Here is a 15,146-nt window from a genome sequence, read left to right as displayed (position 1 = left end):
CCAAAGGTCGGGATCAGGTTCGATCTCAATCCTATTTCCACAGGTGGCGCCGCCACATCGACCGCGAGAAGCGTTGTCGAGGTGGCGAACTCATCCCGTGGGCTGAGGCTGGCTACCCCTGCCGCAGGACCTCGTCGGGGCGCACCAGCCCCGCCCGGAACGCGACGAGCACCGCGTGCACCCGGTCGCGAGAGCCGGTCTTGGCCAACACCTTTCCGATATGGGTCTTGACCGTCGCCTCGGAGACGAATAGCGCATCGGCGATTTCCGCATTGGTCCGCCCGTGTGCCATCTCCGCGAGCACCTCCAGCTCCCGCGCGGTGAGGTCCGCGGGCAGGGGGACGGGCTCGTGGCCGAGCAGCGGTCCCACGTGCTCGAGCAGGCGACGGGTGGACCGGGGCGCGATCACCGCGTCGCCGTTGTGCACCGTGCGCACCGCGGCCAGCAACTCCTCCGGGTCCGCGTCCTTGAGCAGGAAGCCGCTGGCCCCCGCGGCGATCGCGGCGAGCACGTACTCGTCGTTGTCGAAGGTGGTCAGGACGATCACGCGCGGCCGCTCCCCCAGCGCCGTCAGCTGGCGGGTGGCCTCGATGCCATCCATCGTCGGCATCTGCACGTCCATCAGCACCACATCTACTCCCGCACCGGTCGACTGCTCGCGCCGCACCGCCGCCAGCCCCTGCGCGCCGTCGGACGACTCGGCGACCACGACGAGGTCCGGCTGCGACTCGAGCACCATGCGGAACCCGGCGCGGACCAGCTGCTGGTCATCGACGAGGGCGATCCGGATCGGAGTTTCCATACCGGTCAATCTAAGCCACGGGGATCTCGGGGGCCGGTCCGCACGGGAGCTCCAGCCGCACGCGGTAGCCGCCGCCGGGGTGCGGTCCCGCGGCCAGGGTGCCGCCGTGCAGGTGCGCGCGCTCCCGCATACCGATCACGCCCTGCCCGCCCGGCGATGGCTCCACGAGGCCGGCCGCACCCCGGCCGTCATCGCTGACCGTGAGCTCTAGTCGCCGCGGGGACCAGCGCACCTCGACCTCCGCCCGCGCGCCGGGCCCCGCGTGCTTGAGCACGTTCGTCAGGGACTCCTGCGCCACGCGGAACGCGGTCAGCCCGGCTCCGGCGGACAGCGTGCCGGGCGCGCCGATCTCGCGATAGGACCACCCCAGATCCGCGACGAGCCCCTCGATGTCGGCGGCCCCGGGCGTCGACGCGAACTCGCGCGGGCCGTCCTCGCGCAGCACGGACAGCAGCGAGCGCATATCCGTCAGCGCCTGCCGGCCGGTGGCGGCGATGGTGGTGAGGGCCTGCGCGGCGGCGTCGGGCACAGGCGCGTCGGGCGTGGCGGAGTAGCGGCCGCCGTCGGCCTGGGCGATGACGACGGTCAGGGAGTGGGCGATGATGTCATGCATCTCGCGGGCGATCCGGGAGCGCTCGCTCAGCGCAGCCAGCTCCGCCTCCTGCTCCCGCTCGAGCTCCAGCAGCCGGGCCCGCTCGGCGAGACCGGAGACCTGCTCCCGACGCACCCGCCGCAGCCGGCCGAAGACCCAGGTCACGGTGATAAGCAGGCCAAGCAGCATGATGATGAAGATCAGGCCCAGTGCCGTGGTGTACTCGTCGAGCCAGTACCGCGGCCCGGCCAGCAGCGCGCCGACCCAGCCCATCGCGAGCCCCGCGGGACCCGGCCAGCCATCGGTGTAGGCCGCCAACGCGTAGACCGTGATCGGCGCGACGACCATCGCCAACGAGCCCGCCGGCACCACCGCGACGTACAGCAGACAGCTGGCAGTCACCGCCACGCCGGACGCGACGGGCGCGGTCCGCCGCCAGGCCAGCGGCACGATCATCGCGAGCGAGATCACCGCGGCAGGCCATCCCTGGCTGGCCGCGGTGATCGTGGCCAAAATCCCCAGCACCGCCGCGGCGGTCGCGTCGAGGCCGAACATGTGCCGGCCCGCCCATCGGCCCCAGCGCTCGGCCACGCGCGTCGCATTCATGACTGCCACCCTAAACACAGCCGCCGCGATGGGGTGATCCCATCGCGGCGGCCGTCGTGCTTGGTCTTACTTGTAGCTGTAAAAGCCCTGCCCGGTCTTGCGGCCGAGGTGGCCCGCGTCGACCATGCGGCGCAGCAGCGGCGGCGGGGACATGTGCGGCTCGCCGAACTCCTGGTGCATCGACTCTGCGGCGGCGAGCGCGATGTCGAGCCCGACGGTGTCGCACAGCGTGAGCGGGCCCATCGGGTAGCCGCAGCCGCCCTTCATGGCCGCGTCGATGTCCTCGGCGCTGGCGTAGCCGGACTCGAACATCCGCACGGCGGAGAGCAGGTACGGGATCAGCAGCGCGTTGACGATGAAGCCCGCGCGGTCGCCGGCCCGAACGGCCTTCTTGCCCAGCGTGTCCCGGACATACTCCGTGACCGTCGCAACCGTCTCCTCTGCCGTGACCAGGCTGACCACGACCTCCACCAGCGGCATGACCGGCACGGGGTTGAAGAAGTGGATGCCGACGACCTGGCCGGGACGCTGGGTGGCGTTGGCCATCTTGATCAGGGGGATCGACGAGGTGTTGGAGGCCAGGATGCCCTCCCGCTTGACGATCGCGTCGAGCTTGCTGAAGATGTCCGCCTTCAGCGCCTCGATCTCCGGCGCGGCCTCGATGACGAGGTCGCGGTCCGCGAAGTCGTTCATGTCGAGGGTGACGCCGACGCGGGCCAGCGCGGCGTCGGCCGCGGCCTGGTCCAGCTTGCCGGCCTTGACGCCGCGCGCGATCGATTTCTCGATCCGCGCCTGCGCGGCGTCGGCGTACTCCTGCTTGGTCTCCAGGATCAAGACCGAGCTGCCGGCCTTGGCACAGACCTCGGCGATGCCGGCGCCCATGGTGCCGCCGCCGATTACTCCTACAAGCTCAATACTCATGGCTTCCTTAGCTATTCGGGTTCGCGAGAGATCAACGCAGCAGCGCGCGGGACATCACGACGCGCTGGATCTGGTTGGTGCCCTCGTAGATCTGGGTAATCTTCGCATCACGCATCATGCGCTCCACCGGGAAGTCGGTGGTGTAGCCGGCGCCGCCGAACAGCTGCACGGCGTCGGTGGTGACCTCCATGGCCACATCGGAGGCGAAGCACTTGGCCGCGGCGGAGATGAAGCCGAGGTTCTTCTCGCCCCGCTCCGCGCGTGCGGCGGAGGTGTAGACCATCAGGCGGGCGGCCTCAACCTTCATCGCCATGTCCGCGAGCATGAACTGCACGGCCTGGTTGTCCGCGATCGCCTTGCCGAACTGCTTGCGGTCCTTGGTGTAGTCGATAGCGGCGTCGAGCGCGCCCTGGGCCAGCCCGACGGCCTGCGCGCCGATGGTCGGGCGGGTGTGGTCGAGGGTCTCGAGCGCGGTCTTGAAGCCGGTGCCGGGCGCGCCGATGATGCGGTCGCCGGGGATGCGGCAGTTCTCGAAGTACAGCTCCGCGGTGGGGCTGCCCTTGATGCCGAGCTTGTGCTCGAGCGGGCCCACGATGAAGCCCTCGTCATCCTTGTGGACCATGAACGAGGAGATGCCGTTGGCGCCCTTGTCCGCGTCGGTCACGGCCATGACCGTGTACCAGGTGGACTTGCCGCCGTTGGTGATCCAGCATTTGGAGCCGTTGAGGATCCAGTCATCGCCATCGGCCTTGGCGCGGGTGCGCATGGCGGCGGCGTCGGAGCCGGCCTCACGCTCGGAGAGCGCGTAGGACGCCATCTCGCCGTTCGCCAGATCGGGGAGCACCTGCGCCTTGAGCTCCTCGGAGCCCTTGAGGATCAGGCCCATCGTGCCGAGCTTGTTCACGGCCGGGATCAGGGAGGACGAGCCGCAGACGCGGGCGACCTCCTCGATGACGATGCAGGTGGCCACGGAATCCGCGCCCTGGCCGCCGAACTCCTCGGGCACATGGACGGCGTTGAAGCCGGAGTTGATGAGCGCGTCGAGGGCCTCCTGGGGGAAGCGGGCGTCCTCGTCGACCGCCTTCGCGTGCGGCGCGATCTCTTTCTCCGACAGCGCGCGGATAGCGGCCCGCAGCTCGTCGTGCTCCTCATTGAGCTGGAACAGGCTGAAGTTCGGGTTTCCTGACATCTTAAGGCTCCTCCACGTGGATCGACTGGGCTGCAAAATCCGGCTGGGTGTCAGACTACGGCGGACCGTGTGGCACTGCGTGCCACACTGCCGTCCAAGCCTAAGCCGAGACCGCTCTGCCAACCGGGCCGATACTACCGCATGACGTGACTAATACCATGGCCATCCAGGGAAACATCGGCCGTCAGGCAGGAAAACCCCAACCGCGGCCCGCGTGCCACGAGTCGGCACTCAGTGCCAACACTCGATGAGTGGAGGTGGCTATTCGCCCAGCTCGTCGAGCTCCTGGCGCACCCGCTCGGCGACCTCGGCACTCGATCCCCCGCCCTGCACGACGGTCACGACGACCGTCGTGCGTCCCCCGGCAAGTCCCCCGGCCAGTTCCGCAGACTCGGAGTACAAACGGCGGACGGCCGTCAGCTCGACGCGCAGCCGCGCCGCCGTCGCATCGGGGTTGCCGCGCAGCATCTCGCGCAGGAGATAGTTATGGGTCGCCGTCACGGAGGATGCGAACGTGATGATCCGCAGCGGCGCCACCTCGGGCAGCGCCACCCGCAGATGGTCGGCGAATAGCCGCTCATAGCGGTAGACGGTGACGATCTCGTGCTCGCGCAGCGCCTCGACGGCGTTGACCACGCGATAGCGGCGCACCGACATCTCCCGGTGCTCTAGGAAGCGGTCGAAAACCAGCTCGGCCGCGTCGCAGACCGCGGTCCAGGGGTCCTGGCCGGCTCGCTGGCTCTCCGCCAGCTGTCGCCCGGCCTGCTCCAGCAGGGTGCGATGGTCCGCGAAGACCACGTCCTCCTTGGAGCGGAACTGCCGGAAGAAGGTCCGCCGGGACACCCCGGCCGCGGCGGCGATCTCATCGACCGTGGTGGCCTCGTAGCCGGCCTCGGCGAACAGCCGGATGGCGTGGTCTGCCACCCGCAGCCGGAACTCCGACTCGGGATTTCCGAGCACGATCAGCCCATCAGGGTGCGTCGGAGCGCCGCATCCTTGCCGAGCACCATCTTCTCGAGATCGGCCTGGAACGCGGTCATCTTGGCCTGCAGCGCCGGGTCCGTGGCGCCGAGGATGCGCACGGCCAGCAGGCCGGCGTTGCGCGCGCCGCCGATGGAGACCGTCGCGACCGGCACCCCCGCGGGCATCTGCACGATCGAGAGCAGCGAGTCCATGCCGTCGAGGTACTTCAGCGGCACCGGCACGCCGATCACGGGCAGCGGCGTCGCCGACGCGACCATGCCCGGCAGGTGGGCCGCGCCGCCGGCGCCGGCGATGATCACCTGGATGCCGCGCGTGGAGGCCTCCGTCGCGTAGTCGAGCATCCGCTGCGGGGTGCGGTGCGCGGAGAACACGCCCACCTCGAACGGGATCCCGAACTCTGCGAGGGCCAGCGCGGCCTCCTCCATCACGGGCCAATCGGAGTCGCTGCCCATGATGAGGCCGACCCGCGCACCACTACCGCTCATTATTTCCCGTCCCATCCGTCTGACCATTCGCCATGTGAGAGCCAGTGTGCGGCGCGCTCGGCCCGCTCGCGGACATCGGCGACATAGGCCGCGTCGTCCAGCGAGCCCGAGATCGCTCCGGTGATATTGATGTGGCCGAGCTTGCGGCCGGGCCGCTCCCCCTTGCCGTACAGGTGCACCTTCGCCTCGGGCAGCCGCCCGAACAGGTGGTGCAGGCGCTCGTCCATCGACATGGCCGGAGTCTGCGGGCCGCCGAGGATGTTCGCCATCACGGTGACCGGGGCGATGGGGCTGGGATCGCCCAGCGGATAGTCCAGGACTGCGCGCAGATGCTGCTCGAACTGCGAGGTGATCGCGCCGTTCTGCGTCCAGTGCCCGGTGTTGTGCGGGCGCATCGCGAGCTCGTTGACGAGGATCATGGGCTTACCGTCGGGGCCGGCCGTCTCGAATAACTCCACAGCCATCGACCCGACGACGCCCAGTTCTGCGGCCAGCCGCAGCGCCAGCTGCTCTGCGCGCGCGGCCAGCTCGTCGGAGAGCTTCGGCGCGGGCGCCACGACCACCGCGCAGACGCCGTCGCGCTGCACCGACTCGACCACCGGCCATGTCGCGCCCTGGCCGAACGGGGAGCGCGCCACCATCGCGGACAGTTCCCGGCGCAGCGGCACCTTCTGTTCCACCATCAGCCCCACGCCGTGGGCCAACTGGTCCGCGACAATAGCCTCCGCCTCAGCCTCGGTCTTGGGCATCCACACACCGCGGCCGTCATAACCGCCGCGAATGGCCTTGATGACGACGGGCCAACTGTTCGCCTCGGCGAAGTCCACCACGTCCTGCAGTCCGCGCACCTCGGCGAAATCGGGGACCGGCGCGCCAAGTTCGCGCAGCTTGCGGCGCATCATCAGCTTGTCCTGGGCGTACACCAGCGCCTCGGGCGGCGGCTGGACGTTCACGCCCTCCGCGACGAGGGCGTGCAGGTGCTCCGGCGGCACGTGCTCATGATCGAAAGTCAGGACCGTCGCACCGTCCGCCACCAGGCGCAGCGCGGCCAAATCCGTGTGGCTGCCGATCACGACGTCCGGGCTTACCTGGGACGCAGACTCGGCCGGGTCGGCGGCGAGCACCCGCAGGGTCTGCCCCAGCGCTATCGCCGCCTGATGGGTCATGCGCGCAAGTTGGCCGCCCCCGATCATCGCCACCACGGGGAGGTCGCTCACACCCGTGCGGGTTGCGCCGCCGGGATGTGCGGGGCCATTGATTCGCGTGTCCTGAGAATCTTCGATCACGGCTACCTATGCTGCCACGGACCAGGGATGACCCGTGCAGCGGTCAGCCCAAATCTCGGTCCTGTGACCACAAGTACAGCAAACTTTGCCGATCCATGCATTAGAATTGGACCTCGTGTCATATGCAGACGGAGTTATCCGGTTGATTCCCGAGCCCTTTCGGGGTCTCGCACTCCGTCATTCGGAATTCATCAAGTTCGCCATCGTAGGTGGCACCACGTTCATCTTCGACCTGGGAATCTTCTACATACTGAAGCTCTCGGTGATGGAGGCCAAACCCCTCACCGCGAAGATTATCGCCGGCGTCGCAGCCATGGCGCTGTCCTACTACCTGAACAGGCAGTGGTCCTTCCGCAGCCGCGGCGGCCGCGGAGTTTCCACCGAGGCAGTGCTGTTCTTCGTGGTCAGCGGCATCGGCGTGGTGCTCTCTTTCATCCCCCTGTGGATCTCCCGGTATTGGTTCCACCTGGATGCGATGCACCACTCCTTGACTGTCGAGAACATCGCCGACTTCGTCAGCGCGTACCTCATCGGCAACTTGCTGCAGATGGCCTTCCGGTTCTGGGCGCTGCGCCGCTGGGTGTTCCCGCATGAGGCCCCGGAGCAGGACCACCCCCAGCACCTCGACGACCGGGACCTCGAGACCACCTGACCACTCAGTGGTAGAGCGCGTCGACCTCGGCCTCGATCATGGCCTGGACCGCGCCCGCCTGCGCCATGGCCCCGCACACCAGCGGCGGTGCCGTAGCGGAGCGCACGACGAGGGTGCCCGAACCGGTCAAGCGCTCTGCCATGGAGCGCCGGCAGGACACATCGCTGACGTCGCGCAAATCAATCTCGATTCCCCTGCGGCTGAGCACGCCCTCCCGCACCAGCAGGCGCTGGTTCGTCAGCACGAAGTGGGTGCGCCGCCACGCCAGCCAGGGCCACGCGCAGCGCCACCACACCACGATTAGCCACGCGGCGCCCACGAGCCCGTAGAGCGCCAGCTGCCAGTCTCGCGTCGTATAGCGCTCGATCAGGCCGATGCCCACGCCCGCGGCGAGAGTCAGCAGCGGCAGCCCCAACGCCGGGCCGGCGACCCGCCGCCAATGCGGATGCCGATGCCACAGGACCATCTCATCGTCGTGGAGCAGTCTGTCCGGGTATGCCATACCCGCGCGTCAGCCCGCACGTCGCAGCGGCTGGCGGAGGAGCTCGTTACACATGGCCACCACCTTATGCTGGCGACGCAGGCCGCTGTCGAGGCGGCGAAGTTGATCGCCGACGAGCCATTTTCCCATCTCGACCCGCAATGGGCCGCCGCCGTCGCCGACCTCATCGAGGAGGCCGCCTGATCGGGGGTCGCCGTGCTGCTATCCAGCCACGAGCCGGCTCTCGTGCGCCACCTCGCAGACGAGGTCATCGAACTCGACACCCCAACAGAAATAACGCGTACAGATGCACGCTAAACCAGCGTAGTTTAGGCTAGCCTAAGCACAGTAATCACCTCGCAGAAGGAAGACCACGATGAATGCAGAACTCCCCCTCGCCAACCGCGACGCCGCACATCTGCCAGGCCACTGGCTCCTCGCCCGGCTTGGCAAGCGGGTCCTGCGCCCCGGCGGTGTCGAGCTGACCCAGGCGATGCTCGGCGGGGCTGACATCGAGGGCGCCGACGTCGTCGAGCTCGCACCCGGGCTGGGTCATACTGCCGCCGAGATCCTCACCGCGCGCCCCAAGTCCTACATGGGCGTCGAGCACGACGAGTCCGCGGCCACAATCGTCCGCGATCGGGTCGGCGAGCGCGGCAGCTGCGTCGTCGGCGAGGCCGCCCAGACCGGGCTGCCGGACGCGTCCGCCGACCTCGTCATCGGCGAGGCGATGCTGACGATGCAGACCGATCGCAGCAAGGCTGCGATTATCGCCGAGGCGGCCCGCGTGCTGCGCCCCGGCGGTCGCTACGCCATCCACGAGCTGGCCCTGCAGCCCGACACCCTCGACGAGGCCCTCAAGAAGGACGTTCAGCAGTCCCTCGCGCGGGCCATCAAGGTCAATGCCCGGCCGATGACGGTCGAGGAATGGCGCGACCTGCTTGTCGTCGGCGGGTTCACCATCGCCGAAACCAACACCGCGCCCATGGCGCTACTGCAGCCGCGACGGCTTCTCGCTGACGAGGGCCTGCTCGGCACCCTGCGGTTCGCAAAGAACCTGCTGCGTGATCACGATGCGCGCAAGCGTGTGCTCGACATGCGCAAGACCTTCGTCAAATACGACAAGGAGATGGTGGCCGTGTCCTTCGTCGCCATCAAGGCCTGAACAGGCAGGATTGGCTTAATCCGTTGGCCGCAGGTGCGTGACATCCGCCGCCGAGACTGCGATCAGCTCGCCAGCGTCGGTCTCGATCTGTAGCCGGCCCTCGTGGTCGATATCGCGGGCGATCCCCAGCAACTCTTTGCCGCCCGGCAGCACCGCCCGCACGCTAAGGCCCAGGGTCCCGCAGTACTCCCGGTAGTCCTGCGCCAGCTCCGGGTAGTTGCCCCGGAGGCCTTGCCAGCGGTGCACGCGGGTCGCGAGCGCCCGCAGCGTGGCCCGGACCAGGGTGTTGCGATCCGTGCACTCCGCGCCCTCCAGCCGCAGCGAGGTCGCGGTCGGCACCGGCAACTCGTCCTCCGTCAGCGTCACATTGATACCGACACCCAGCACAACGATCGGCGCCGGGGTGGTCGCCGCCGCCTCCGCGAGGATGCCCGCCACCTTGCGGCCCTTAATCATCACGTCATTGGGCCACTTCAGCTCCGCCTCGACCTCGGCGACCTCGCGCAGCGCGTCGACCATGGCCACCCCGGTCAGCAGCGGCAGCCAGCCCAGCGCCGCCACCGGCACGCCGGGGAGCCGCAGAATCACGGACATGGTGATCTGCGCCTGCGGTGCGCCGCCGAAGTCCCGCCCATGCCGACCGCGGCCATGCAGTTGCGACTCGGTCAACAGCACCGTCCGATCCAACGAGTCCGGCTGATCGGAGGCCGCGATCAGCGCCATGAGGTCCGCATTCGTGGAGCCGGTCTCCGCGACCACGTCCAAATGCGACCACGGCGCGGACGCGGGCCCGGTCAGGCTGCGCCGCAACCCCTTCTCGTCGAGCGGCGGGCGGCTAAGATCGGAATACATAACGGCAAGCCTAGGCGGGAGAGCCCCGAAACCATGGTTACCCGCCGGTAACCGCCCCTGCCGCGAACATGCCTAGCGTCCGCTCGCTACCATGCACACCATGACCAGTGCGACTGATTCGACGACCGGCGCCGAGGCCCTACAGGACCCCGCCGCCATCGATATCCACACCACCGCCGGCAAGCTTGCCGATCTGCGCAACCGCCTCGAGGAGGCGAAGCTCCCCGTCGGCGAGGCCGCCGTCGAGCGCGTGCACGCGAAGGGCAAGATGACCGCCCGCGAGCGCATCATCGAGCTGCTCGACGAGGGCTCCTTCGTCGAGATCGACGCGCTGGCCCGCCACCGGTCCACGAACTTCGGCATGGAGGCGAACCGCCCGCTCGGCGACGGCGTCATCACCGGCTACGGCACCATCGACGACCGCGAGGTCTGCATCTTCAGCCAGGACGCCACCGTCTTCGGCGGCAGCCTCGGCGAGGTCTACGGCGAGAAGATCGTTAAGGTCATGGACCTGGCGCTGAAGACCGGCCGCCCGCTGATCGGCATCAACGAGGGTGCCGGCGCGCGCATCCAGGAGGGCGTCGTCTCGCTTGGCCTGTACGGCGAGATTTTCTACCGCAACGTCCAGGCCTCCGGCGTCATCCCGCAGATCTCCCTGATCATGGGCCCCAACGCCGGCGGCCACGTGTACTCCCCCGCCCTCACCGACTTCGTCGTGATGGTCGACAAGACCTCGCAGATGTTCGTCACCGGCCCCGACGTGATCAAGACCGTCACCGGCGAGGACGTCACCATGGAGGACCTCGGCGGCGCGCACACGCACATGTCGCGCTCCGGCGTCGCGCACTACGTGGCCCCGGACGAGCAGGACGCGCTGGACTACGTCAAGGAGCTGCTGAGCTACCTGCCCAGCAATAACCGCGGCGAGGCCCCCCGATTCCCGGCCCCGAACCCCGTCGAGGCGTCCATCGAGGACTCCCTCACCGAGGACGACCTGGCGCTCGACACGATCATCCCGGACAACGCGAACCAGCCGTACAACATGGTCGAGCTCATCGAGAGCCTCGTCGATGACGGCGAGTTCCTAGAGGTCCAGGCCGGCCGCGCGATGAACATCCTCGTCGGCTTCGCTCGCATCGACGGCCGCTCCATCGGCATCGTCGCCAACCAGCCGATGCAGTTCGCCGGTTGCCTCGACATCGCCGCGTCGGAGAAGGCCGCGCGCTTCGTCCGCACCTGCGATGCGTTCAACGTCCCAATCCTCACCCTGGTCGACGTGCCCGGCTTCCTGCCTGGCACCGAGCAGGAGTACGACGGCATCATCCGCCGCGGCGCGAAGCTGCTGTTCGCCTACGGCGAGGCGACGGTCGGCAAGATCACCGTCATCACCCGCAAGGCCTACGGCGGCGCGTACGACGTCATGGGCTCCAAGCACATGGGCGCTGACGTGAACCTGGCGTGGCCCACCGCGCAGATCGCCGTCATGGGCGCTGCCGGTGCTGTCGGCTTCGTCTACCGCAAGCGGCTGCTCGAGGCCGCGAAGAACGGCGAGGATGTTGACGCCTTGCGCTTGACGCTGCAGCAGGAGTACGAGGACACGCTGGTCAACCCGTACGTGGCGGCCGAGCGCGGCTACCTCGACGCGGTCATCCCGCCCTCGCACACCCGCGTGCACATCGCCAAGTCCCTGCGTCTGCTCGAGCGCAAGTCCGTGAGCATGCCGCCCAAGAAGCACGGGAACATCCCGCTGTGAGCACCGAAACTGTGATGGACTCTGAGACTATGAGCATCGAAAATATCGAAGACAAGCTCGACGGTATCGTCCTGGAGGACGTGGCCGAGGCTGCGCAGAAGCTAGCCGACGACGCCACGCCCGCGCTGCTCAAGGTGCTCCGCGGCAACCCGGAGCCCGAGGAACTGGCCGCATTAGTCGCCGTCGTGACCGCCGCGGCCGGCAACGGCAACGGCAACGGCGAGCCCACCGGCCCGCTCGAGTACTGGGGGGACAAGTCCCAGGCGCTCAACACCCGGGGCCGCTACTCCTTCGCCCCCCGCGCGTTCGTCAACGGCGAACTGGGCCAGTACTGACAGTGTCTGATCCCTCGGCGCGGTCCGCCGCGCCACGCTTCATCCTCGCCTCGGCGTCCCCCGCCCGTCTCTCGGTGCTGCGGGCCGCCGGGGTGAGCCCCTTTGTCCGGGTGTCCGAAGTCGATGAGGACGCCGTCCAAGGCAAGCTGGGTCCCGACGCCGCACCCGACACCGTCGTCACGGAGTTGGCGAGGGCCAAGGCACTTGACGTCTTCACGGCGCTCACTGGCGACCCCGTCCTGGCTGATGCCGTGATTGTCGGCTGCGATTCGATGCTCCACATCGACGATGAGCTGCTCGGCAAGCCGCACTCCGTCGACATCGCCCGCGAGCGGTGGCGGGCCATGCGCGGGGGCAGCGGTGAACTGCTGACCGGCCACAGCCTCCTGCGGGTGCGAGGCGGTGTGGTGGTCGGCGAGGCGGCGGACCACTGCGGGACCCTCGTGCGCTTCGGCACGCCCAGCGACGAGGACCTCGAGGCCTATTTGGCGACGGGCGAGCCGCTGAAGGTCGCCGGCGCGTTCACCCTCGACGGGCTGGGCGGCTGGTTCGTCGACGGCATCGAAGGCGATCCGTCCAGCGTCATCGGCATCGGGCTGCCCCTCGTGCGTGAACTGCTCGGGCGCGTCGGCCTCGGCATCGCGCAGCTGTGGGCTGGCAATCCCCCTGCCTCTGCTTGACACCAGTTAGATACTGGAATCACCGAGGCTGCGGGGTTCCCAATGTATGTGCTGATCGTGGTGGCGACAGTGGCAGTCCATTTCGCCTTCACCATCTATGTCGTCGTTGGCGGATTCCTCGCCCTGCGTTGGCCCCACACCATCTGGCTGCATCTCGCCGCGGTCGTCTGGGCTGCCGGCAACGCGTTTCTCAACATCCCCTGCCCCCTCACCGATCTCGAACGCTGGGCCCGGCGCGAGGGCGGGATGGCGCCACTGCCGTCGGCGGGGTTCATCGACCACTACATCACCGGGGTCTTCTATCCCCGGGACGCGGCGACGATCGCCGTGTTCGCGGCATTTTTCGTCGTCGCCGGGTCGTGGGCGCTGTTCGCCCACCATCGCCACGCGATCCGGACCCAAGCAGGACCGCCGCCCGGTTAATGATGAGATGGTGGCAGCACCCCCACCACGCTCGAGGAGATCACCGTGACCGACACCAGCGCGAGTCTGAAGATTCTGAAGATGACCGACGTGCATGACCTCCAGGCCGCCGTCGAGCCCGGCGAGGACAAGCCGGGTGTCAAGCGCGTCATGGTCGAGGACGGCGCCCGCGTCGTGATCTTCAACTTCGCCGCCGGTCAAGAGCTGACTGAGCACACCGCGGCCTTCCCCATCCTGGTGCAGTCCGTGGCCGGCCACCTGCAGTTCACGGCCGACGGGCGTACCACCGATCTGCACCCCGGCGATATCGCGCACCTGTCCGCGCGCCTCCCCCACGCTGTGCACGCGGTCACGGACGCGACACTGCAACTCGTGATGCTGGATCCGAAGGCCGCCTCGAAGTAGCGGCCGGTTGCGTCGTAGTAGGCCACACATCTTTGCGCCCCCTCTGTGCGCATGCGCCTGTTCCAACAGGCGCAAACACACAATGGAGGCGTAAGCAGCGGGACAGCGCCCGCCGCGCCGGGCCGAGCCGACCCGCGCCCTGGAGACTAGGCTGAATACGCCATCGCCCGCTGTCGATATCCAGGAGAACACTGTGCCTGTTGGACCCGAGAAGAACCCTGCCTTCGCCGCATTCGCCCACCCCGAACGCCTCGTGTCCACCGAGTGGCTCAACTCGAAGCTGGGCACCCCCGGCCTGGTGGTCGTCGAGTCCGATGAGGATGTCCTCCTCTACGACGTCGGCCACATCCCCGGCGCGGTGAAGGTCGACTGGCACATGGACCTCAACGACCAGGTGGACCGCGACTACATCACCGGCGCGCAGTTCGCGGCGCTGATGAGCCGCAAGGGCATCAAGCGCGAGGACACCATCGTCGTCTACGGCGACAAGTCCAACTGGTGGGCCGCGTATGCGCTGTGGGTGTTCACCCTGTTCGGCCACAAGGACGTTCGCCTGCTCGACGGCGGCCGCGACGCGTGGCTGGCCGAGAACCGCGAGACCACCCTCGATGTGCCGGACCGCCCCACCACCGACTACCCCGTCGTCGAGCGCGACGACACCCAGATCCGCGCGTACCAGGCGCAGGTGCTCGAGCACCTTGGCACCGGCCCGCTGATCGATGTGCGCTCCCCCGACGAGTTCACCGGGGCACGCACCCACATGCCGGACTACCCCGAGGAGGGCACGCTGCGCGGCGGGCATATCCCCAGCGCCGTGTCGATCCCGTGGGCCAAAGCCGCGGCGCCCGACTCCCGCTTCCGCACCCGCCCAGAGCTCGAGGAGATCTACCGCGGCTACGGCCAGGCGGACGACCTCATCGTGTATTGCCGCATCGGCGAGCGCTCGAGCCACACCTGGTTTGTGCTCACCCACCTGCTGGGATTCGAGAGCGTCCGCAACTACGACGGCTCCTGGACCGAGTGGGGCAACACCGTGCGCGTGCCCATCACCAAGGGCGACGAGCCCGGGGCGGTACCGTCTCGCGCATGAGCATGCCAGCCGGATTGATGGAGATCATCGAGGACTTCGAGGCCGTCGAGGGCCGCGACAAGCTGCAGCTGCTCCTCGAGTTCAGCCAGGAGCTCCCCCCGCTCCCGGCCGAGCTCGAGGAGGCGGCGATGGAGCCAGTCCCCGAGTGCCAGTCCCCCCTGTTCCTCCTGGTGGACGCCCGCGATCGCAGCAGCGTCCGCCTATTCTTCAGTGCCCCGCCGGAGGCCCCCACCACCCGCGGCTTCGCGTCGATCCTGCACCAGGGTCTCGACGGGGCGAGCGCCGACGCGATCCTCAGCGTGCCCGAGGACTTCTACGCCACGCTCGGGCTGGCCGAGATCGTCAGCCCTCTGCGCCTACGCGGACTGTCTGCGATGCTCGCGCGTGTCAAGCGGCGCCTCCGCGATACGCCGTCACCAGAGACATCACCAGAGACACTGTGACG

At 68.4% G+C, this 15,146-nt stretch carries 18 protein-coding genes; 9 read left to right on the top strand and 9 right to left on the bottom strand.

Features of this window, described 5'->3' with window-relative positions; genetic code table 11:
* Positions 1–112 precede the first annotated feature (112 nt).
* From TBIF_RS03640 to TBIF_RS03610, 7 genes are all read right to left on the bottom strand, one after another.
* Complete coding sequence (locus tag TBIF_RS03640) at positions 113–802, bottom strand: response regulator transcription factor (RefSeq protein ID WP_024793505.1); 690 nt, start codon at positions 800–802, stop codon at positions 113–115.
* Positions 803–812: 10 nt separating this feature from the next.
* Positions 813–2,000: a sensor histidine kinase gene (locus TBIF_RS03635; protein WP_024793504.1), complete on the bottom strand. Its 1,188-nt coding sequence runs from the start codon at positions 1,998–2,000 to the stop codon at positions 813–815.
* A gap of 66 nt (positions 2,001–2,066) precedes the next feature.
* A complete protein-coding gene (locus tag TBIF_RS03630; RefSeq protein ID WP_024793503.1) occupies positions 2,067–2,915 on the bottom strand; it encodes a 3-hydroxybutyryl-CoA dehydrogenase in 849 nt (282 codons plus the stop codon).
* Positions 2,916–2,952: 37 nt separating this feature from the next.
* Positions 2,953–4,110, bottom strand: coding sequence for an acyl-CoA dehydrogenase (locus tag TBIF_RS03625; protein ID WP_024793502.1), 1,158 nt, complete (start codon positions 4,108–4,110; stop codon positions 2,953–2,955).
* 261 nt (positions 4,111–4,371) lie between these two features.
* On the bottom strand, positions 4,372–5,070 hold the full coding sequence (locus TBIF_RS03620) for a TetR family transcriptional regulator (protein WP_024793501.1): 699 nt from the start codon (positions 5,068–5,070) through the stop codon (positions 4,372–4,374).
* A gap of 2 nt (positions 5,071–5,072) precedes the next feature.
* Positions 5,073–5,579: a 5-(carboxyamino)imidazole ribonucleotide mutase gene (purE, locus tag TBIF_RS03615; RefSeq protein WP_024793500.1), complete on the bottom strand. Its 507-nt coding sequence runs from the start codon at positions 5,577–5,579 to the stop codon at positions 5,073–5,075.
* A complete protein-coding gene (locus tag TBIF_RS03610; RefSeq protein WP_051461344.1) occupies positions 5,579–6,838 on the bottom strand; it encodes a 5-(carboxyamino)imidazole ribonucleotide synthase in 1,260 nt (419 codons plus the stop codon). The genes purE and TBIF_RS03610 overlap by 1 nt, the downstream gene beginning before the upstream one ends.
* A 142-nt stretch (positions 6,839–6,980) precedes the next feature.
* Here TBIF_RS03610 and TBIF_RS03605 point away from each other — a divergent pair, with 142 nt between their 5' ends.
* Positions 6,981–7,517, top strand: a complete 537-nt coding sequence (locus TBIF_RS03605; protein ID WP_024793498.1) for a GtrA family protein — start codon at positions 6,981–6,983, stop codon at positions 7,515–7,517.
* A gap of 4 nt (positions 7,518–7,521) precedes the next feature.
* Here TBIF_RS03605 and TBIF_RS03600 read toward each other — a convergent pair whose 3' ends face one another.
* Positions 7,522–8,019: a PH domain-containing protein gene (locus tag TBIF_RS03600; RefSeq protein ID WP_024793497.1), complete on the bottom strand. Its 498-nt coding sequence runs from the start codon at positions 8,017–8,019 to the stop codon at positions 7,522–7,524.
* A 355-nt stretch (positions 8,020–8,374) separates the two neighbouring features.
* On the opposite strand from TBIF_RS03600, the gene TBIF_RS03590 reads away from it, so the two are divergent.
* On the top strand, positions 8,375–9,163 hold the full coding sequence (locus tag TBIF_RS03590; RefSeq protein ID WP_024793496.1) for a class I SAM-dependent methyltransferase: 789 nt from the start codon (positions 8,375–8,377) through the stop codon (positions 9,161–9,163).
* Positions 9,164–9,178: 15 nt separating this feature from the next.
* On the opposite strand, the gene TBIF_RS03585 is transcribed toward TBIF_RS03590, so the two are convergent.
* Positions 9,179–10,015, bottom strand: a complete 837-nt coding sequence (locus TBIF_RS03585; protein ID WP_024793495.1) for a biotin--[acetyl-CoA-carboxylase] ligase — start codon at positions 10,013–10,015, stop codon at positions 9,179–9,181.
* A gap of 100 nt (positions 10,016–10,115) precedes the next feature.
* Between TBIF_RS03585 and TBIF_RS03580 the strand changes: the two genes are divergently transcribed.
* From TBIF_RS03580 to TBIF_RS03550, 7 genes are all read left to right on the top strand, one after another.
* On the top strand, positions 10,116–11,768 hold the full coding sequence (locus TBIF_RS03580; protein ID WP_024793494.1) for an acyl-CoA carboxylase subunit beta: 1,653 nt from the start codon (positions 10,116–10,118) through the stop codon (positions 11,766–11,768).
* A 29-nt stretch (positions 11,769–11,797) separates the two neighbouring features.
* Positions 11,798–12,103, top strand: a complete 306-nt coding sequence (locus tag TBIF_RS24775) for an acyl-CoA carboxylase epsilon subunit (RefSeq protein ID WP_084611520.1) — start codon at positions 11,798–11,800, stop codon at positions 12,101–12,103.
* A 2-nt stretch (positions 12,104–12,105) separates the two neighbouring features.
* Positions 12,106–12,783: a Maf family protein gene (locus TBIF_RS03570; protein ID WP_235174466.1), complete on the top strand. Its 678-nt coding sequence runs from the start codon at positions 12,106–12,108 to the stop codon at positions 12,781–12,783.
* 42 nt (positions 12,784–12,825) lie between these two features.
* The gene (locus TBIF_RS03565) at positions 12,826–13,206 is read left to right on the top strand and encodes a DUF2784 domain-containing protein (protein ID WP_024793491.1); all 381 of its coding nucleotides are present in this window, start codon (positions 12,826–12,828) and stop codon (positions 13,204–13,206) included.
* Between the two features lie 45 nt (positions 13,207–13,251).
* Positions 13,252–13,611, top strand: a complete 360-nt coding sequence (locus tag TBIF_RS03560; RefSeq protein WP_235174464.1) for a cupin domain-containing protein — start codon at positions 13,252–13,254, stop codon at positions 13,609–13,611.
* Between the two features lie 193 nt (positions 13,612–13,804).
* Positions 13,805–14,701 (top strand): sulfurtransferase, encoded by an 897-nt coding sequence (locus tag TBIF_RS03555; RefSeq protein WP_024793489.1) that lies wholly within the window; start codon positions 13,805–13,807, stop codon positions 14,699–14,701.
* Entirely contained in the window at positions 14,698–15,144 is a 447-nt protein-coding gene (locus TBIF_RS03550) for a SufE family protein (protein ID WP_024793488.1), read from the top strand. The genes TBIF_RS03555 and TBIF_RS03550 overlap by 4 nt, the downstream gene beginning before the upstream one ends.
* The last annotated feature ends 2 nt before the right edge of the window (positions 15,145–15,146 follow it).

The sequence above is a fragment of the Tomitella biformata AHU 1821 genome (assembly GCF_000524475.1).
Classification (GTDB): Bacteria; Actinomycetota; Actinomycetes; order Mycobacteriales; family Mycobacteriaceae; genus Tomitella; species Tomitella biformata.
This window is presented reverse-complemented; position numbering and strand designations above follow the sequence as displayed.